This is a genomic window from Acidovorax sp. LjRoot66 (assembly GCF_964253305.1).
GTDB lineage: Bacteria > Pseudomonadota > Gammaproteobacteria > Burkholderiales > Burkholderiaceae_C > Acidovorax.
The window spans coordinates 5300928-5319569 of sequence record NZ_CAXUQU020000001.1; the positions used below are offsets into that span (position 1 = coordinate 5300928).

Consider the following 18642-nt stretch of genomic DNA (forward strand, 5'->3'; position numbering starts at 1 on the left):
GCGCGCTGCGGGCCGCAAGCACAATGGCCATGGCTGCCCGCTGAGCCCGCCCGCCGCACCCGGACCAACGAACGATTTTTGCGCCTCTGCGCCATCCACCGACTTCCAACTGCTGCGCCGCCACCGATGACCGCTTCCCTCCCCGTCTCCGACCACGCCATTGCCGCCACCCGCTGGGTGGCCACCGGCAGCGTGATAGCGCTGATCGTGCTGTGCCTGGCCTGGGAGCTGGTGCTGGCCCCCGTGCGCCCCGGCGGCTCATGGATTGCCCTGAAGGCACTGCCGCTGAGCATTCCGCTGGCCGGCCTGCTCAAGAACCGCATGTACACCTACCGCTGGGTGAGCCTGGTGATCTGGCTGTACTTCACCGAGGGCGTGGTGCGCGGCTGGGGCGACAAGCCGCCGTCGCAGTGGCTGGCCTGGGTCGAGGTGCTGCTGTGCCTGGCGCTGTTCACGGCCTGCACGCTGCACGTGCGGCTGCGCCAGCGCAATGCCAAGGCCATGGCGGCCGCCAATGAATTGCAGGAAGGGCAGGCGCCATCCCCTGCCGCCTGAGACGATACAAGCCCACCCGACAATCCACCATCACGCTGCAATGCCCTGGCGCCCGCCCCGGCAGCAGCCCTGACCGCTGTAGACGAAAGGCCCAAGACATGACCACCACCCTCATCGACACCCTGCGCACCCTCGTCGGCCCGGCCCACGTGCTGACCGATGGCGACCTGACTGCCTGGGAGCAGGACTGGCGCCGCCGCGTGCGCGGCAAGGCCCTTGCGGTGGTACGCCCGGCCAGTACGCAGGAAGTGGCCGCCGTGGTCAAGGCCTGTGCCGCAGCGGGCACTGCCATCGTGCCGCAGGGCGGCAACACCGGCCTGGCGGTGGGCTCCACGCCCGACGACAGCGGCACGCAGATCGTGCTGAGCCTCACGCGCATGAATGCCGTGCGCAGCATCGACACCGACAACCTGACCATGACGGTGGAGGCCGGCTGCATCCTGCAGAACCTGCAGGACGTGGCGCAGAACGCGGGCGTGCTGTTCCCCCTGTCGCTCGCGGCCGAGGGCAGCTGCACCATCGGCGGCAACCTGGGCACCAACGCCGGCGGCACGCAGGTGGTGCGCTACGGCAATGCGCGCGACCTGTGCCTGGGCCTGGAAGTCGTCACCGCCCAGGGCGAGGTGTGGGATGGCTTGAAGGGCCTGCGCAAGGACAACACCGGCTACGACCTGCGCGACCTGTTCATCGGCAGCGAAGGCACGCTGGGCATCATCACCGCGGCCACGCTCAAGCTCTACCCAGAGCCTGCCGCGCGCCTCACGGCCTGGGCGGCCGTGCCCTCCATGGAGCATGCCGTGGCCCTGCTCGGCCTGGCGCACAAGCACCTGGGCGCCGGCCTCACGGGCTTCGAGGTGATGGGCCAGTTCGCGCTGAGCCTGGTGGGCAAGCACATGCCGCAGCTGCGCGTGCCCTTCCTGGGCGACGAGAACGCGCCCTGGTGCGTGCTGCTCGAAAACTCCGACAGCGAATCCGAAGAACATGCGCGCGGCCGCTTCGAGGCATTGCTGGAGACGGCCTTCGAGGCCAGCTGCGTGACCGACGCCGTGGTGGCCGAAAACCTCACCCAGGCGCAGCAGCTGTGGCACATCCGCGAGAACATCCCCCTGGCGCAGGCCGAAGAAGGCCTGAACATCAAGCACGACATCTCCATCCAGATCTCGCGCATCCCCGCGTTCGTGGCCCACACCGACGCCGTGCTGCGCCGCGAGATCCCCGGCGTGCGCCTGGTCAACTTCGGCCACCTGGGTGATGGCAACCTGCACTACAACGTGCAGGCGCCCGTGGAAGGCGATCCCAAGGCTTTTCTGCGCGACCATGAAGAGCATGTGCACCAGTTGGTGTACGACGCGGTGGCCGAGTTCAGCGGCTCCTTCTCGGCCGAGCATGGCATCGGCGAACTCAAGGCCGACAAGCTCGAGAAGTACCAGTCGCCCGTGGCCCTGTCGATGATGCGCGCCGTCAAGCAGGCGCTGGACCCTCAGGGCACCATGAACCCCGGGCGCGTGCTCAACCGCTGACCCCCTACCCTTTGCAGGAGCCCCGCATGACTGCTGCCCCGGTATCCGTCCGCCCCGTCACTGCAGAGGACTACGCTGCCTGGCGCCCGCTCTGGGACGGCTACAACGCCTTCTATGGGCGCTTTGGTGCCACGGCACTGCCAGAGCACATCACGGCCAGCACCTGGCAGCGCTTCCTCGACCCGGCCGAGCCGGTGCACTGCCTGGTGGCACAAGAGGAAGGCAGCGGCGGCGCGCTGCTGGGCCTGACCCACTATCTGTACCACCGCAGCATGACGCGCATCGAGCCGGTCTGCTACCTGAGCGACCTGTTCACCCGCGAGGCCGCGCGCGGGCGTGGCGTCGGCCGCCTGCTGATCGAAGCCGTGTACGAACAGGCCCGCGCAGCCGGCTCTTCGCGCGTGTACTGGCAGACGCAGGAGACCAATGCGGCAGGTCGCCTGCTGTACGACAAAGTGGCCAAGCACCATGGGTTCATCGTCTACGCGAAAGAGCTTTGATGGGCTCCATTTCCTGCCTCCAAACGTAAGCGCTGCAAGCAGCAGAAAAACCTTGCAGCACTGCAGCCCGCAAGGCCAAAACAGGCCTACAGCGGTGGTCCAATCAGCGCCCTTTTCGCTGCTTTGACACCCTGTTTTGAATCTGCTTTTTTCCTGGCCCCGCGCCGCGCGTGGGGCCACGGCCCTGGCGCTGGTGCTTGGCGCCGCTGCCCCCTCTCTCGCCCGTACTCCCTCCACCTTTCTCGACAGCATCGCCGGCCTGCGCAGCGCGCAGCCCACGGGCTTCGTGCATTGCCCGCAGTTCTTCGTGGGCGGCAAGCCGCCGCCGGTGCCGCGCCGCACCCAGCAGCGCCAGCTGTGCTACGAGGCCTTTGCCGTGCTGCACAGCGGCGAGACGCGCACACCCGTCTACGTGGCCCAGCGCCTGAACCGCCAGGTGCTGGAAGGCGCTGACGAAAAACGCTCGAACAAGTTCTTTGCCGATGCCCGCCTGCCCCGCGGCGAGCGCGCCGAACTCGACGACTACAAGCGCTCGGGGTACAGCCGCGGACACATGGCACCGGCGGCCGACATGTCCACCCCCACGGCCATGGCGCAGAGCTTCTCGCTGGCCAACATGGTGCCGCAGGACCCCAGGCAGAACGGCGGCCCCTGGGCCCGCATCGAGCAGGACACGCGGCGCTATGTGCTGCGCGCCCGAGGCGACGTGTACGTGATCACCGGCCCGGTCTTCACGGCCGAGAGCCCCGCCATCGGCGCCAGCAAGGTGCGCGTGCCGGCCTACCTGTTCAAGCTGGTGTACGACGCCAGCACGCAGCGCGCCTGGGCGCACTGGCAGGCCAACCGCGAGGGTGAACGGGCGGGCCCGCCCATAAGCTACCAAGAGCTGGTGAAGCGAACGGGGGTGGAGTTTCTGCCCCAGGTGGAGCCACAGCATTGAGCGCCGCACGGCGCTCACGCCCCGGCAATCTGCTAACTTCCACGCCCATGCCCTCCTCTGCCCTTCACCCCTCAGTCCACGCCTTGGCCGCATCGTTGGCCGACGACCCCTTTTACCTGGCCATCACGGCCGACTTCGCGCGCGATGCGCAGGGGCGCCGGGCGGTGCTATCGCAGTACCTGGACTACTCGCTGCGCGAGGCAAAGCGCGGCGGCCAATGCACACTGCTGCAGGACGAGCGTCTGGGTGCAGCGCTGTGGACCCTGCCCCGCGCTGCCGATGCCGAAGCGGCCGATGCACAGGCCAAGGTGGACCATCTGCAGACCGTGCTGGGCCCGCGCGGCATGGACAACTACCGCCAGATCATCGCCTTCATGGGCCAGCGCGCCAGCGGTGTCGGGCTGGAGGGTGCTTGGTACCTGTCCATCCTGGGCATAGCCCCCGCATCGCAGGGCCTGGGCCTTGGTGCCCAGCTGCTGGCGCCTACGCTGGCAGCGGCGGACCAGGCGAGCGTGGCTTGCTACCTGGAGACGTTCTCTGCGCGCAACGAGAAGTTCTATGCCCGCGCGGGGTTTCAAGCCCTCGCCTCGCACCTGGAGCCAGCGACGGGAGCGCTGTACACGATCATGGTGCGTCACGCATTGGCCATGCCAGCGGCATGAGCAAGGGCCATCCCCTGGGTGCCCAGGGTTCAGGGCAGTTGATCCACCGCTGGGTGCTGCCCCGCCCAATCCTGCGCTGCCTGCCAAACCGGCGGCACGCAGCCACGCTCCTGCACGCACAGGCTGGCGCTGGCCAGGGCGTGGCGCAGGGCCTGCGGGTACACCGCTGCAGGCAGGGCCGCGATGAAGTCGGCCATGCCAGCAGGTGCCAAACCGTCCTGTTGCGCATGGGCGCGCAGCAGGTAGGCGAGCAGGCCCGCGAGAAAGCTGTCGCCAGCCCCCACGGTATCGACCACGGCCAGGGGCTGGGCTTCCTTGGCGAACCATTGGGCAGCCCCCTCCCCTTGCTGCAGCAGCCAGGCGCCCTCGCCGCCCAGGGTCAGTGCCATGAGGCGGGCGCGGGGGTTGGCAGCCAGCAGGTGGCGAGCGCGCTCCAGGGTACCAGTGCCGGGCACCTGCAGATGGTCCAGGTCCTCGTCGCTGGCCTTGATGATGTGCGCCTCGGCCAGGGCCGCGTGGACCTGGGCGCGGTAGGCGGGCAGGTCGGGCATGACGGAGGGGCGCAGGTTGGCGTCCACCACCACGCAGCAGCCGGCGGCGCGCTGGGCCTGCAGCCAGGGCAGGTAGATGGCGGCATCGCGCGCATCCAAGGCCAGGGCGCCGGTGCAGATCAGCTGCAGTGCGCCGCCATGCGCAGCACAGGCGGCGTTGAGCCCCGCAGCGCTCACGGTGCGGTCGGCCACGCCTTCGCGGTAGAAGGCGTAGTCGGGGTGGCCGTGCTCGGTGAGGTTGACCACGGCCAGCGAGGTGACCTCGCCCACGGGTGTGGGCAGGGCCAGTTGCACGCCATCGGCCGCGAGCTGCGACGCGAGTTCACGGCCCCAGCGGTCGCGTGACAGGGGGTTGAGGTACTGCGTGCCCACACCCTGGCGCGCCAGCGCCCGGCCCAGGTTGTACAGCGCGCCGCCCAGGCAGGGCTCGTAGTTGCCGTCGGCACGGCCAATGAGGTCGATCAGTGCTTCGCCGGCAATGGCGACCTGGACGGGGGAGGAAGTGGGCATGGCGTGGTCAGGAAAACAAGAAAGCGACGGTCAATCAGAAATGGGGCAACAGCGCAGGGTACAGCGCCTTGAAGCGCGCATGGCGCTCCTGCAACAGCGCCTGCTGCGCGGGCTGGGGGGTAAAGCGGTCCTCGGCCGGAAGGCCCTGGCACCACAGCGCTTCGTCGCCACCGCAGGCCATGGCGGCCAGGCGCGCGGCGCCCAGGGCTGCAGCAGCATGGGCCCCCCGCGGCCGCTCCAGCGTGCAGCCCAGGCCGCTGGCCAGCAGTTGGGCCCAGGCATCGCTGCGGGCACCACCGCCGACCAGGGTGAGGGATGCGTCTGAAGGCCCCTCCACCTCGCCCGCCGCTGCCTGCATGGCCTGCAGTCCGTCCATGAGGCCAAAGCCCACGCCCTCCATCACGGCGCAGGCCATGTCGGTCGCATCGTGCTCGGCGCGCAGGTCCATGAAGACGCCGGTGGCGGCCGCGTTGTTGTGGGGCGTGCGCTCGCCGCTCAGGTAGGGCAGAAAGAGCGGAGCCTGCGCATGGCGCGCCAGGTCCATGCCCTGCACCGCGGTGGACAGCTGGACCTCGGACTGCCCGGTGATGCGGGCCAGCCAGCCGAAGGCACTGGCCGCGCTGAGCATGACGGACATCTGGTGCCAGCGGCCAGGCAGCGCATGGGCGAAGGCATGCACGGCACGCTCGGTAGCGGGCGCAAACCGGTCGGACACCCGGAACACCACGCCCGAGGTACCCAGCGAGACAAAGCCCTGCCCCGCCTGGCGCGCCCCCACGCCCACCGCACTGGCGGCGTTGTCACCGCCGCCGCCGGCCATGGTCACTCCGGCGGGTAGGCCCCAGCGAGCGGCCACGTCGGCGCGCAGCACGCCAGTGGCCTCGCTGCCCTCGGCCAGGCGGGGCATGTGGGCACGGGTCAGTCCGCAGGCAGCGATCAGGGTGTCGCTCCAATCGCGGCGCGCCACGTCCAGCCACAGGGTGCCCGAGGCATCGGACATGTCGCTCACCGCATCGCCCGTGAGCTGCAGGCGCAGCCAGTCCTTGGGCAGCAGCACGCTGCGGATGCGCGCAAACACTTCAGGCTCGTGCTTGCGCAGCCACAGCAGCTTGGGCGCGGTAAAGCCGGGCATGGCCAGATTGCCGGTGATCTCCCGCGAGGCGGGCACGGCCTGCTCCAGCTCGGCGCATTCGGCCGCCGCGCGGCCATCGTTCCAGAGGATGGCGGGGCGCAGCACCTCGCCCTGCGCGCCCAGCACCACGGCGCCGTGCATGTGGCCCGACAGGCCCACGCCGCGCACCTGCGCCCAGGCATCGGGCGCCTGCGCACGCAGCTGCGCCACGGCGGTTTCGGTAGCGGCCAGCCAGTGGGCCGGGTGCTGCTCGCTCCAGGTCGGCTGCGGCCGGTGCTGGGGCACGGAGGCATCGGCCACGGCGTGCACCTGCTGGTCTTCGCCCAGCAGCAGCAATTTGACACCCGAGGTGCCCAGATCAATGCCGAGGTACATGCGCTAATCCTGAAACACTGGGAAAAACACTGTCATGACTTGATCCCGAAGCGGCCCGCACCCTGCTTGCGGTATTCGCTGGGCGTCATGCCCTTGATGTCCAGAAAGCGGCGGTTGAAGTTGGCCATGTTGTTGAAACCCACGTCGTAGGCGATGTGGGTGATGTAGCGCTCGGACTCCATGAGCAGCTGGCAGGCGCGGTTCACGCGCACCAGGTTCACGAAATCGGTGAAGGTGTTGCCCGTGGCCCGGCGGAAGAAGCGCGAGAAGCGGCTTTCGGTCATGCCCAGTTCCTGCGCCAGGTCGGCGGCCGACAGGGGCTCTGCCAGGTGGTCGGTGATGCGGCTCACGACCGCATTGATCTGGTCGAGCTGGGTGTCGTTGTCCTCGCTTTGCAGCTGCGTGCTCGACAGCAGCCGAAAATCTGTGCAGCGGGCCAGGTCGCTCAGGAATTCGCAGAATGCGCCGAACCGGGCCAGCCCCTGGCGGGCCTTGATGCGCTGCCAATGCTCCTGTGCCTGTGCCTCCATGCCAAAGAATTCGATGCCGTGGCGGGCCCGCTCCAGCAGGGGCAGCACCTCTCGCAGTTCAGGGATGCTCTCGCTGCTGGCCATGAGCGGGGCGTGCGAGAACTGGATCACCAGGTCGCGCAGCGGCACGCCGCCCTCGGGCAGGTCCATGCTGATCCAGTTGTGCGGCAGGCGCGGCCCGGTCAGCACCAGATGGCCCGGCTGGAACTGGCCGATCCAGTCCCCCACGAACACCTTGCCCGAAGTAGCGGTGATCAGGTGCAGTTCGTACTCGTCGTGGTAGTGCCAGCGCGCCAGCGGCGTCGGAAAACCGTGCGACAGGCAGCGGATGAAGCCCACGGTTTCCGGCGGCTCATAGCCCAGCTCGGGCGATCGCACATAGTCGTGCTCCAACTCGGGCTTGGTCTGGCGTGGGGAGACAGGCGTCGTCTTCACGGTCATGGCGTCATTCCTGTGGGCAAGCCGCTCAATTTACCCCTGCGATTTTGCACGTTCCGCCACGAACGCCTGCACGCGCGCGAAGGCCTTGCGCAGCGTGGCGACCAGGCGCGGGTCCGAGGCCATCTCGCCCCAGAGCGTCGCATCGGCGGCGTAGGCGGCGACCGGGTCGGCCGCATCGCAGATCGCATGCGCCACGGCCGGGTCCATGGCCTGGTCCTGGTAGTCGTAGGGGATCTGCCCGGCATGCCAGCGCTGCAGGTAGGCCAGGAACAGCGCCGGCAGCATGGCGACGCTGTCGAACGAACCAAGGCGCGCCAGCTGGTCGCGGATAGTGGGCGCGATCATGCCGGGGATCTTGGAGAACGCGTCCATGGCCACGCGCTGGTTGGTGTCGGCGATGGCGGGGTTGCCGAAGCGGTCCAGCACCACATCGCGGTAATGCTTCAGATCGATGGGGCACGGCTGCTCGGGCGTATGCAGTACGGGGATAGCATCATCGGTCACGTAGTCGTAGGCCATCTGGCGGATGGCGGCGTCGTGCGTGCCTTCGTGGATGTACCGGTAGCCCGCCAGCGTGCCCGCCCATGCGATGCAGCTGTGGGTGGCGTTGAGCAGGCGGATCTTGGCCTCTTCGTAGGCCTGCACCGAGTCCACCATCTCGACGCCCACCTTTTCCCATGCGGGGCGCCCGGCAATGAAGTCGTCCTCGATCACCCACTGGATGAAGCTCTCGCCCATGAGCGCCGCCTTGTCATCCCAGCCGGTGGCGGCCTTCACGCGCTCGGCCACGTCGGGTGTGGGGCGCGGCGTGATGCGGTCGACCATGGCGTTGGGGTTGCGGGTGTTCGCAAGCACCCAGGCCTTGAGAGCGGCATCGCCCAGCGCGTCGATGAACTGCAGCAGGCCGCCGCGTGAGCGCTCGCCGTTGTGGCGCAGGTTGTCGCAGTTCATCAGCGTCACCGGGCCGGCACCGGCCAGCATGCGGGCACGCAGGATGCTCACCAGGGCGCCGTAGATGCTGTGGCCCGCTTGGCCGGCCTGCACGGCCGCCAAGTCGGCGCGCAGGTCCGGGAAAGTGGCCCAGTCGAGCTGGTTGTCGGCATCCAGGTAGTAGCCGGCCTCGGTCACGGTGAACGAGATGATGCGCGTGGCGCCATCGGCGCCGGCGGCGATCAGCGGGGCCAGATCGTCCTGGTAGGCGATGACGCGCTCGATGGATTCGATGCGGGTGTAGCTGCGCTCGCCCTGCGGCGTGACGGTTTCCAGCGTGTAGCGCCCGCCCTGGGCCTGCAGCGCCGCGATGGTCTCGGCCATGTCGGGACGCAGGTTGCCGCCGACGATGGCCCAGCCCCCATCTTGGCGCTGGCCCAACTGGCGCAGTTCGTGAACGTAGACGGCCTGGTGGGCGCGGTGGAACGAGCCCAGGCCCAGGTGCAGGATGAAATTCATGGTGCGTGAATGCGAAGAAGAGATGTCTCAGAGGTCGAAATTCGTGGGCATCATCACCACGTCGCGGATGGTCATGCCGCGCGGCCGGGTCAGCATGAACAGCACCACCTCGGCCACTTCGGCGGCCTCGATGAGGCTGCCATTGGCCTTGGCCTCTTCGAGCTTTTCCGCAGGCCAGTCGGCCAGCAGCGAGGTAATGACCGGGCCCGGAGAGATGGCGCCCACGCGGATGCCGTGCTTGAACACCTGGCGGCGCACGGTCTGCACGAAGCAGTTCACGGCCCACTTGGACGAGGCGTAGACGGGCTCCCACGGCGTCGGGAAGTGGGCGGCCAGCGAGCTCGTGACGATGATGTCCCCGCGGCCGCGCCCGATCATGTGGGGCAGCACGTTGTGCACGTTCTTCATCACCACGTTGACGTTGAGCTGCAGCATGCGGTCGATGGCATCGGGGTCGGCATCGACCAAGTCGCCCCCGACGTAGAGCCCCGCGTTGGCGTGGAAGATGTCGAGCTGGCCGGCGATGGCCAGCGTGCGCGCCAGCAGGCTGGCGCACTGTTTCGCATCGAGCAGATCCAGCACCAGCGGCGAAGCGCTCTCGCCAATGGCCGCGCAGGCCCTTGCCAGTGCGGCTTCATCGCGGTCGATCAGCACCACGCGCGCACCGGCATCCGCCATGGCCTTTGCGCTGGCAAAGCCGATGCCCGAGGCCGCGCCGGTGATGGCGGCCACCTGGCCTTGCAGAGAATGCACGGCGGTCACGCGTCCTGCCCCGCCACGACGTGGCCCGCCGGGTCGAACCAGTGCGCCTGCGAAGCGTCGATGTCCAGGCTCACCGCATCGCCCGCACGCAGGCCGGTGCGGTCGTTCTGGCGCGAGACGAACTGCGCGCCACCGGGCGTGCTCACGTAGATCAGCGTTTCGGCGCCCAGCGCTTCGATCAGGTCCACCTGCCCGCTCACCGGCGTCGTGCCGGTGCTGCGCACGGCGATGTTTTCCGGGCGCAGGCCGATGGCGCCGCCCGCCGCACCCGCCGGTGCCTGCTGCTGCACCGGCGCGGGCAGCTGCTGCAAGGGCACCACGTTCATCTGCGGCGTGCCGATGAACTGGGCGACGAACTGGTTGGCAGGCTTGTCGTACAGCTCCAGCGGCGTGCCGACCTGCTCGATGAGCCCGTCGCGCAGCACCACCACGCGGTCGGCCAGGGTCATGGCCTCCACCTGGTCGTGCGTGACGTAGATCGTGGTGGCGCCCAGGTCGCGGTGCAGCTTGGCGATCTCCACCCGGGTCTGGCCGCGCAGGGCAGCGTCGAGGTTGGACAGCGGCTCGTCGAACAGGAACACCTTGGGCGCGCGCACGATGGCGCGGCCGATGGCCACGCGCTGGCGCTGCCCGCCCGACAGCTCCTTGGGCGTGCGCTGCAGGTAGGTGGTGAGGTTCAGGATCGCGGCGGCGCGCTCGACCTTCTCGCGCACGATGGCCGGATCCACCTTGGCGAGCTTGAGCGCGAAGCTCATGTTCTCGTACACGCTCATGTGCGGGTACAGCGCGTAGCTCTGGAACACCATGGCCAGATCGCGCTTGCTCGAAGGCTGGTCGGTGATGTCGCGGCCGTCGAGCATGAGCGAGCCGCCGTCGATGTTCTCCAGCCCCGCGATCAGGCGCAGCAACGTGGACTTGCCGCAGCCCGAGGGGCCAACGAAGACGATGAACTCGCCTTGCTGGATGGTGAGGTCGATGCCCTTGATGGCGCGGTGCTCACCGAAGAATTTCTCGATGCCGCGCAGTTGGAGATAGGCCATGGAATCGGGTTCCTGAAAACTTGATTGCGTTAGATGGGAAAGCTGCGCGCTACTTCACGGCGCCAAAGGTCAGGCCTTGCACCAGTTGCTTCTGGCTGAACCAGCCAAAGACCACGATGGGCGCAATCGCCATCAGCGAGGCTGCAGACAGCTTGGCCCAGAACAGGCCCTCGGGGCTGGAGTACGAGGCGATCAGCGTGGCCAGCGTGCCGGCCTTGGCGGCGCTCAGGTTCAGGCTCCAGAAGGCCTCGTTCCACGAAAGCACCAGGCACAGCAGGCCGGTGGAAGCCAGGCCGCCCATGCCCAAGGGCAGCAGCACCAGGCGCACTTCCTGCCACAGCGTGGCGCCATCCATGCGCGCGGCTTCCAGGATCTCGCGCGGGATGTCCTTGAAGTGCGAGTACAGCATCCACACCATGATGGGCAGGTTGGACAGCGCGAACACGATGATCAGCACCAGCTGCGTGTCGAGCAGGTGGCTCTTTTGCGCCAGCACGTAGATCGGCACCAGCGCGCCCACGGCGGGCATCATCTTGGTGGAGAGCATCCACATCAGGATGTCCTTGGTGTACTTGCCCTTGAAGAAGGCCATGGCGTAGGCTGCGGGTGCGGCCAGCATGAGGCCCACCACAGTGGAGAGCACACTGGTGATGACCGAGTTCTTGGCGTACAGCAGGTAGTCGCTGCGCTCCTGCACCTCGTGGAAGTTTTCGAGCGTGGGGATGAAGAACAGCTGCGGCGGCACGGCAATGGCCTGCAGCTCGGTCTTGAACGCGGTGAGCAGCAGCCAGGCCAGCGGGAAGAACAACAGCAGGGCCACGCCCCAGGCGGCCACGGTGCGCAGGGCCAGCAGGCCCAGAGGGTAGGAGGATCGGCGTCGGGTGGTCATGTCGGTGGTCCTTCTTCTTTTACTTGTCGAGGTTCTTGCCGACCATGCGGATCAGGAAAACCGCCGCGATGTTGGCAAGGACCACGGCGAACAGCGCGCCCGCCGAGGCCACGCCTGCGTCGAAATTGAGCAGCGCCTGCTTGAAGATCAAAAAGGTGACGTTGGTGCTCGCATCGCCCGGGCCACCGCCGGTGGTGGTGTAGATCTCGGCGAAGATGCTGAGCAAAAATATGAGTTCGATCATCACCACCACGGCCACCGAGCGCGCCAGGTGCGGCACGTACAGGTAGCGCAGTTGCTGCAGGTAGTTGGCGCCGTCCATGCGCGAGGCCTCAAGCTGCTCGTGGTTCATGCTCTGCAGCGAGGTCATGAAGATCAGCGTGGCGAACGGCAGCCACTGCCAGGAAACCATGACGATGACCGAGAACAGCGGCAAGTCCGTGAGCCAGTCCACCGGCTGCGCGCCGAAGAACATCCACACCTGCGCGAGCACGCCGTAGATGGGGTTCATCATCATGTTCTTCCACATCAGCGCATTCACCGTGGGCATGACGAAGAACGGCGAGATCAGCAGCACCCGCACGATGCCCCGGCCCGCGAACGGCTCGTTGATGAGCAGCGCGATGGCGATGCCGAACACCACGGTGATGAGGATCACGCTGCCCAGCAGCAGCAGCGTGTTGACCACCGCCGTGCCGAACGAAGGGTCGGTGACGAAGTACTCGAAGTTTTCCATCCCGGCAAAGCCGGTCTGGTCCGGCTGCATCAGGTTGTAGCGAATCAGCGAGAAGTAGATCGTCATCACCAGCGGCACGATCATCCACAGGAAGAGCGTGGCCATGGCTGGCGTGAGCAGCAGGCGGGGAAGCAGGCGGTTCATGGGAATCCCGGGAGAAATCTGGCGTCGCCAGACAAGGTAGAAGCCGGTGGCACAAGCGGGCGTTCAGCCGGCGCGCGGGCATTTCGAGGTGGAACTCCCCGCCGCACATGCGTACGGCGAGGAGTCGCAGGCCTCAATCAGCCCTCAGCAGCCGGACGGCTGCTCACTTGTAGTAGCCGCCCTTCTTCATTTCGCGATCGGCCGACACCTGGCTGGCCTTGAGCGCCGCATCCACCGAGGTCTTGCCGGCCAGGGCCGCGCTCATCTGCTGGCCCACCGCGATGCCGATGGCCTGGAACTCAGGAATCGCCGCGAACTGCACGCCCACATAAGGACTCTTGGGCAAGGTCGAATCGGTCGGATTGGCCGAGTCGATGGCCACCTTCTCGGCCGCGGCAAAGCGCGCTGCCTTCTGGAACTCGGGGCTGGCGTAAGTGCTCTTGCGGGTGCCGGTGGGCACGTTGGCCCAACCGTTGGTCTTGGCCACGAGCTGGATGTAGTCCTTGCTGGTCGACCAGGTGATGAACTTCTGCGCGGCATCGACCTTCTTGGAGCCGGCGGGGATGGCCAGATTCCACGACCAGAGCCAGTTCGCGCCCTTGGGCGTGTTCATGGTGGGGGCCTGGGCAAAGGCCATCTGGTCGGCCACCTTGGACTGCTTGGGATCGCTCACGAAGGAGGCGGCGATGGTCGCGTCGATCCACATGCCGCACTTGCCGGAGTTGGTCAGCGCCAGGATTTCGTTGAAGCTGTTGGCCGCCGAACCGGGCGGGCCATAGTTCTTGAGCAGGTCCACGTAGAAGGTGATGGCGTCCTTCCAGGGCTTGGATTCGAGTTGCGGCTTCCACTGCATGTCGAACCACTGGCCGCCGAAGGTGTTCACCAACGTGGTCAGGAAGGCCATGTTGTCACCCCAGCCCGGCTTGCCGCGCAGGCAGATGCCGTACACGCCGTTCTTGGGGTCGTGGATCTTGGCGGCCAGGTCCTTGATCTGCGGCCAGGTGGGGCGCTCGGGCACCTGCACGCCGGCCTTGTCGGCCAGGTCCTTGCGGTACATCAGCATCGAGCTTTCGCCGTAGAACGGGGCGGCAAACAGCTTGCCATCGACCGACAGGCCGTTGCGCATGGCAGGCAACAGGTCGTCCACGTCGTAGGCGGCGTCGGTCTTGAGCTCCTGCAGCCAGCCCTTCTTGCCCCAGATGGGGGCTTCGTACATGCCGATGGTCATCACATCGAACTGGCCGCCCTTGGTGGCGATGTCGGTGGTGACGCGCTGGCGCAGCACGCCTTCTTCCAAAGTGACCCACTTGAGCTTGATGTCGGGGTTGGCCTGCTCGAAGTTCTTGCTCAGTTTCTGCATCTCGATCATGTGGCCGTTGTTCACGGTGGCAATCACGAGTTCGGTCTGCGCATGCGCAGCGGCGCCGCACAGCGAGGCCGCCAGGGCGGCAACGGCCAGGGCCAGGCGGGTGTGTGGACGGGTGGAACGGGGCATCGAAACGTCTCCTGCGTAGTTGGTATGGGATCTGCCACTCAACGCCGGTCGGATGGCTGGCATTGATGACCTGAACGATACCGATGCTCTGATGCTCAATTGATACTTTGAAATCCCATACACATACTAATTTTCGCCAGAATCTCAGGATTTATACCTAGATTTGTCAACTGGGTATGTGCATTAGCGATGGGTGGTGTCCAAACGGGCCAAGACCCTCAAGTACAGCAATGCATGGAATGCATGCAGTTTGCTGCCTCACCACTGTTTCCAAAACTGGAACAGTCAGTTTGCGACTGGGTGGTTTTTCTTTGATCACGCACGGCGTACAGTTCAACCCATCGATGAGCCGAACCCGCAAGGCGACTCACCGAACCCGGTTCAGAGTTGTTTTTGCTCCGGTTTTTTTGAGTCACTTTTTTCTTCCAAGGATTTCATCATGAACACGACCGCACGCTTCCTCTCCATCGCCGCTGTTGCCGCTTTCGCTTCTTTCGGTGCCCAAGCCGACGAAGCCGATGCTTCGCAATTCGCCACCAAGTTCGAAACCAACCGCACCCGCGCCGAAGTGGCCGCTGAAGCCGCTACCGTGGCACAGACCCGCAGCATCGAGCCCGCCGGTTCGCGCGTCGTGACCTACAAGTCGACGGCCGACCGCGCTGCCGTGCGTGCCCAGGCTGCCGATGCCGTGCGCACCGGCCAGATCTCCTCCGGCGAAATCGGCGCACTGTAATTCGCATCCAGTTGGCGTATTGCCCCGTATTCCCCAGTACCTCGTCCCTATTTTTTGAATTTCACAGGAGTTTCACCATGAACACCACCGCACGTTTTCTCTCCATCGCCGCTGTTGCCGCTTTCGCTTCCTTCGGTGCCCAGGCTGACGAAGCCGATGCTTCGCAGTTCGCCACCAAGTTCGAGACCAGCCGCACCCGTGTCGAGGTGATGGCCGACGCCGCCACCGTGGCCAAGACCCGCAGCACCGAGCCCGCTGGCTCGCGCGTGGTGTCGTACCAATCGACCGCCGACCGCGCTGCCGTGCAAGCCCAGGCTGCCGACGCCGTGCGCATGGGCAAGATCTCTTCGGGCGAACTCGGCTCGATGTAAAAGTTGCGGGCCTTCCCATGGTGGTGGCATCTCACGGTCGTGGGTGCCGCCACCATGTGGAAGTGTTTCCCCTGGTACTCGGGCCATGGCCCCTGTCGCCAACCAACCCTCAGCAAGGCCCTTCGGGGCCTTTGTTGTTTGCAGAAGAAGCTCAGGCCACCAGCGTCTTGAACATCACATGGGCATCCACATAGCCCAAGCTGCGGTGCCTGAAGGCGCCCGGCAGCGTGCCCACCACGGCAAAGCCCAGGTGCTGCCACAGCCGCACGGCGCGCAAGTTGCTGGCCACCACCAGGTTGAACTGCATGGCCCGAAAGCCCATGGCCACGGCTTGCCGCTGGGAGTGCTCGCACATCAGCGAAGCCACGCCCAGCCCTTGCGCGGCCGGCGCCACCACGTAGCCACAGTTGCACACATGGGCGCCCAGCCCGGTCTGGTTGGGCTTGATGAAGTAGGTGCCCACAATCTCCCCACCCACGCCGCAGGCGACGAAGGTGGCGGCAGGCAGTTCCACCCAGGCCTTGTGGATCTCGGCCTCGGTGCTATCCGGTGCAAAGGAATACGTGTCCCCTGCCTGGAAGGTCGTGCGCAGGATGGGCCACACGGTGGGCCAATCGGCGGCTTCGAGAGGGCGGATGGCGACGGGCGCGGCAGAAGTTGTCATGGCAAGGTCGGAGTATGGGAGGCAGACGCCGCATTCTCCCGCTCCGCATAAAATCCGCAGTCGGCAATGGCCATCCCTTGATGACCACGCCCTCCCACCGCGAGTGATCGACCCCATGACCCAGCCTTCTGCCTCCCTGGCAGCCACAGCCCAGCCCGCCCGCCCCGTGCGCTCCCAGTACGAGGACTTCATGCGCCATGTGTTCACGCACGGCGTGCACAAGTCCGACCGCACGGGCACGGGCACGAGCAGCGTGTTCGGGCACCAGATGCGCTTCGACCTGAAAGAAGGCTTTCCGCTGGTCACCACCAAGAAGGTGCACCTGCGCTCCATCATCCAGGAGCTGCTGTGGTTCCTCACGGGGTCGGGCAACAACAACTGGCTCAAGGAGCGCGGCGTCACCATCTGGGACGAATGGGCACGCGAGGACGGCGACCTGGGGCCGGTGTACGGCGTTCAGTGGCGCAGTTGGCCCACGCCGGACGGCGGCCACATCGACCAGATCAGCGACGTGATCAAGACACTCAAGTCCAACCCCGATTCGCGCCGCATCATCGTGAGCGCCTGGAACGTGGCCGAGCTGAACAAGATGGCGCTCATGCCCTGCCACGCCTTCTTCCAGTTCTACGTGGCGCCCGCCCAGGAGTCCGGCGGCCGCGGCACCCTGAGCTGCCAGCTCTACCAGCGCAGTGCCGACATCTTCCTCGGGGTGCCCTTCAACATCGCCAGCTATGCACTGCTGACCCATATGGTGGCCCAGCAGTGCGACCTGGAAGTGGGCGACTTCATCTGGACCGGCGGCGACTGCCACATCTACAGCAACCACCACGAGCAGGTGCAGACCCAGCTGGCACGCACGCCCTACCCCTACCCCACGCTGCACATCAAGCGCCGGCCAGACAGCATCTTCGACTACCAGTTCGAGGACTTCGAGGTGCTGGACTACCAGTGCCACCCCGCCATCAAGGCGCCCGTAGCGGTCTGATCCCTCTTCGCCCTCCTGCGATCCCTGCAGCGCAGGCGCCACGGTGCCCTGCCTGATCTCCCCTGTCTCCCTTCACGAACTACAAAGAGCACCCCCTATGTCTTCCGGCGGATTTCACGTACACGGCCCCCACGACCACGCAGTCGAGCATGCCACCCAGGGCCACGGCGACGACCACGCAAGCAGCCACGGCAAGGAGGGCGGCGGCTCGTCCATGAGCAAGATCGCGATGTTCACGGCCATCGTCGCCACGGTGGGCGCCATCTTCTCGTACATGGGCGGCGCTACACAGGCCAATGCCGGCCTGCTCAAGAACGACGCGGCCATCAAGAAGACAGAGGCATCCAACCAGTGGAACTACTTCCAGTCCAAGAGCACCAAGCAGTCCCTGGCCGAACTGGCCCGCGACCTGGCGCCCGATGACCGCAAGGCCACCTACCAGTCCAAGGTGGAGCGCTACGAGAGCGAAAAGAACGAGATCAAGGTCGCCGCCGAAAAACTGGAAGCCGACAGCCACAGGTTCGACCGCCAGAGCGAAGAGCAGATGCACCAGCACCACCGCTGGGCCCAGGCCACCACGGCGCTGCAGGTGGCCATCGCCCTCGCCGCCATCGCCCTGCTCACGCGCAAGAAATGGCTGGAATACGGCATGTACGGCGTGGCAGCCATCGGCCTCGTCGTCGGCGTGCTGGCCACGCTGCATATCTAAGCCAGTCAGAAGAACACAAGCGAAGGAAGCCACCATGCCCGTGCACATGATCTATGCGCGCGCCGCCAACGGCGTGATCGGCAAGGACAACGTCCTGCCCTGGCACTTGCCGGAGGACATGGCGCGCTTCAAATCGCTGACCCAGGGCTGCCCAGTGGTCATGGGCCGCAAGACATGGGACTCGCTGCCGCCGCGCTTTCGGCCGCTGCCGGGCCGCACGAACATCGTCATCACCCGCCAGGCCGACTGGCAGGTCGAGGGCGCCGTGCGCGCCGCCAGCCTGCAGGAGGCGTTGCAGCACGCCAGCCCCGGCCAGACGCTGTGGGTGATCGGCGGCGCCCAGGTCTACGCCGAAGCCCAGCCCGTGGCCGACCGCATTGAACTCACCGAGATTGCGCAGGACTTCGAGGGCGATGCCCATGCACCCGTGCTCGATGCCAGTTGGCACGAGACGGCGCGCAGCGCGCATACCTCTACGAACGGGCTGCCCTACAGCTTCGTGACGCTGGAGCGGCGCAAAGACTGAGCGGGCGGCAGGCTCAGAACAGCTTGGCGCAGTTCACCGGCAGCTGAGCGGCCGTGGTTCCCTGCAGCACGCCCATGCTGCCGATCAGGTTGCCCTGGCTCACCGACAGCGTGAACGGCAGGTTGAAGCTGGTGGTGCCGGTGAACGACGAGGCCGTGGCCGTGCCCATGCCGTAACCGTAGAGCGAATTCGCCGGGCCCAGGGCCGCGATGGTGAACATCGAAGGTCCGCTGGGCTGGCCGCTGACCGTGACGAACACGCCGGTGCCAGCCACCGCGCACTGGTAAACGCCATCGAGCGGGCCGCCAGCGGCCATGGCGGCGCCCGATGCGCCGGCCAACACTGCGGACGCGGCCAGGGTTCTGATGAATCTGCTGCTCATGTTTGCTTGTTCCTTGTTCTTTTCGGGAGTCTGTGGCGAGG

At 66.6% G+C, this 18642-nt stretch carries 21 protein-coding genes; 10 read left to right on the forward strand and 11 right to left on the reverse strand.

The genetic code is table 11. The features are described 5' to 3' along the window. Positions 1 to 126: 126 nt before the first annotated feature. From ACSQ3Y_RS24935 to ACSQ3Y_RS24955, 5 genes are all read left to right on the forward strand, one after another. Complete coding sequence (locus ACSQ3Y_RS24935; RefSeq protein ID WP_436179210.1) at positions 127 to 555, forward strand: DUF2069 domain-containing protein; 429 nt, start codon at positions 127 to 129, stop codon at positions 553 to 555. A 98-nt stretch (positions 556 to 653) separates the two neighbouring features. Then, positions 654 to 2075, forward strand: coding sequence for an FAD-binding oxidoreductase (locus ACSQ3Y_RS24940; RefSeq protein ID WP_436179211.1), 1422 nt, complete (start codon positions 654 to 656; stop codon positions 2073 to 2075). Between the two features lie 26 nt (positions 2076 to 2101). Beyond that, on the forward strand, positions 2102 to 2575 hold the full coding sequence (locus ACSQ3Y_RS24945) for an N-acetyltransferase family protein (protein WP_436179212.1): 474 nt from the start codon (positions 2102 to 2104) through the stop codon (positions 2573 to 2575). A gap of 136 nt (positions 2576 to 2711) precedes the next feature. Next, a complete protein-coding gene (locus ACSQ3Y_RS24950; protein WP_436179213.1) occupies positions 2712 to 3515 on the forward strand; it encodes a DNA/RNA non-specific endonuclease in 804 nt (267 codons plus the stop codon). Positions 3516 to 3598: 83 nt separating this feature from the next. Beyond that, the gene (locus ACSQ3Y_RS24955; RefSeq protein WP_235514782.1) at positions 3599 to 4177 is read left to right on the forward strand and encodes a GNAT family N-acetyltransferase; all 579 of its coding nucleotides are present in this window, start codon (positions 3599 to 3601) and stop codon (positions 4175 to 4177) included. A gap of 29 nt (positions 4178 to 4206) precedes the next feature. Here the strand turns inward: ACSQ3Y_RS24955 and ACSQ3Y_RS24960 are convergent, their stop codons facing one another. The 9 genes from ACSQ3Y_RS24960 to ACSQ3Y_RS25000 form a co-directional block, all read right to left on the reverse strand. Beyond that, positions 4207 to 5238 carry a carbohydrate kinase family protein gene (locus tag ACSQ3Y_RS24960; protein WP_436179214.1) on the reverse strand — a complete coding sequence of 344 codons (1032 nt, stop codon included), beginning with the start codon at positions 5236 to 5238 and terminating at the stop codon, positions 4207 to 4209. 34 nt (positions 5239 to 5272) lie between these two features. Beyond that, complete coding sequence (xylB, locus tag ACSQ3Y_RS24965) at positions 5273 to 6745, reverse strand: xylulokinase (RefSeq protein WP_436179215.1); 1473 nt, start codon at positions 6743 to 6745, stop codon at positions 5273 to 5275. Positions 6746 to 6777: 32 nt separating this feature from the next. Continuing rightward, complete coding sequence (locus ACSQ3Y_RS24970; protein ID WP_057205565.1) at positions 6778 to 7716, reverse strand: helix-turn-helix domain-containing protein; 939 nt, start codon at positions 7714 to 7716, stop codon at positions 6778 to 6780. 30 nt (positions 7717 to 7746) lie between these two features. After that, positions 7747 to 9165 (reverse strand): D-arabinitol 4-dehydrogenase, encoded by a 1419-nt coding sequence (dalD, locus tag ACSQ3Y_RS24975; protein WP_436179216.1) that lies wholly within the window; start codon positions 9163 to 9165, stop codon positions 7747 to 7749. 27 nt (positions 9166 to 9192) lie between these two features. After that, positions 9193 to 9927, reverse strand: coding sequence for an SDR family oxidoreductase (locus ACSQ3Y_RS24980; protein WP_436179217.1), 735 nt, complete (start codon positions 9925 to 9927; stop codon positions 9193 to 9195). Continuing rightward, positions 9924 to 10967, reverse strand: coding sequence for an ABC transporter ATP-binding protein (locus tag ACSQ3Y_RS24985; RefSeq protein ID WP_436179218.1), 1044 nt, complete (start codon positions 10965 to 10967; stop codon positions 9924 to 9926). Before ACSQ3Y_RS24985 ends, ACSQ3Y_RS24980 begins: the two co-directional genes overlap by 4 nt. A 49-nt stretch (positions 10968 to 11016) precedes the next feature. Then, positions 11017 to 11856, reverse strand: a complete 840-nt coding sequence (locus ACSQ3Y_RS24990) for a carbohydrate ABC transporter permease (protein WP_057205558.1) — start codon at positions 11854 to 11856, stop codon at positions 11017 to 11019. Positions 11857 to 11875: 19 nt separating this feature from the next. Next, the gene (locus ACSQ3Y_RS24995) at positions 11876 to 12736 is read right to left on the reverse strand and encodes a carbohydrate ABC transporter permease (protein WP_427999861.1); all 861 of its coding nucleotides are present in this window, start codon (positions 12734 to 12736) and stop codon (positions 11876 to 11878) included. Positions 12737 to 12899: 163 nt separating this feature from the next. Then, on the reverse strand, positions 12900 to 14231 hold the full coding sequence (locus ACSQ3Y_RS25000; RefSeq protein ID WP_057205553.1) for an ABC transporter substrate-binding protein: 1332 nt from the start codon (positions 14229 to 14231) through the stop codon (positions 12900 to 12902). A 439-nt stretch (positions 14232 to 14670) separates the two neighbouring features. Between ACSQ3Y_RS25000 and ACSQ3Y_RS25005 the strand changes: the two genes are divergently transcribed. Next, the gene (locus ACSQ3Y_RS25005) at positions 14671 to 14964 is read left to right on the forward strand and encodes a DUF4148 domain-containing protein (RefSeq protein WP_145699468.1); all 294 of its coding nucleotides are present in this window, start codon (positions 14671 to 14673) and stop codon (positions 14962 to 14964) included. Between the two features lie 77 nt (positions 14965 to 15041). Further along, the gene (locus tag ACSQ3Y_RS25010; RefSeq protein WP_305746265.1) at positions 15042 to 15335 is read left to right on the forward strand and encodes a DUF4148 domain-containing protein; all 294 of its coding nucleotides are present in this window, start codon (positions 15042 to 15044) and stop codon (positions 15333 to 15335) included. A 151-nt stretch (positions 15336 to 15486) separates the two neighbouring features. On the opposite strand, the gene ACSQ3Y_RS25015 is transcribed toward ACSQ3Y_RS25010, so the two are convergent. Continuing rightward, entirely contained in the window at positions 15487 to 15999 is a 513-nt protein-coding gene (locus tag ACSQ3Y_RS25015; protein WP_436179219.1) for an N-acetyltransferase family protein, read from the reverse strand. Positions 16000 to 16114: 115 nt separating this feature from the next. Between ACSQ3Y_RS25015 and ACSQ3Y_RS25020 the strand changes: the two genes are divergently transcribed. The 3 genes from ACSQ3Y_RS25020 to ACSQ3Y_RS25030 all read left to right on the forward strand — a co-directional run bounded on the left by ACSQ3Y_RS25020 (position 16115) and on the right by ACSQ3Y_RS25030 (position 18219). Next, complete coding sequence (locus ACSQ3Y_RS25020) at positions 16115 to 16984, forward strand: thymidylate synthase (RefSeq protein ID WP_436179220.1); 870 nt, start codon at positions 16115 to 16117, stop codon at positions 16982 to 16984. 97 nt (positions 16985 to 17081) lie between these two features. Beyond that, a complete protein-coding gene (locus ACSQ3Y_RS25025; protein ID WP_057205549.1) occupies positions 17082 to 17693 on the forward strand; it encodes a DUF4337 domain-containing protein in 612 nt (203 codons plus the stop codon). Positions 17694 to 17727: 34 nt separating this feature from the next. Beyond that, on the forward strand, positions 17728 to 18219 hold the full coding sequence (locus tag ACSQ3Y_RS25030; protein WP_057205547.1) for a dihydrofolate reductase: 492 nt from the start codon (positions 17728 to 17730) through the stop codon (positions 18217 to 18219). A 13-nt stretch (positions 18220 to 18232) separates the two neighbouring features. On the opposite strand, the gene ACSQ3Y_RS25035 is transcribed toward ACSQ3Y_RS25030, so the two are convergent. Continuing rightward, positions 18233 to 18601, reverse strand: a complete 369-nt coding sequence (locus ACSQ3Y_RS25035; RefSeq protein WP_436179221.1) for a hypothetical protein — start codon at positions 18599 to 18601, stop codon at positions 18233 to 18235. Positions 18602 to 18642 lie beyond the last annotated feature (41 nt).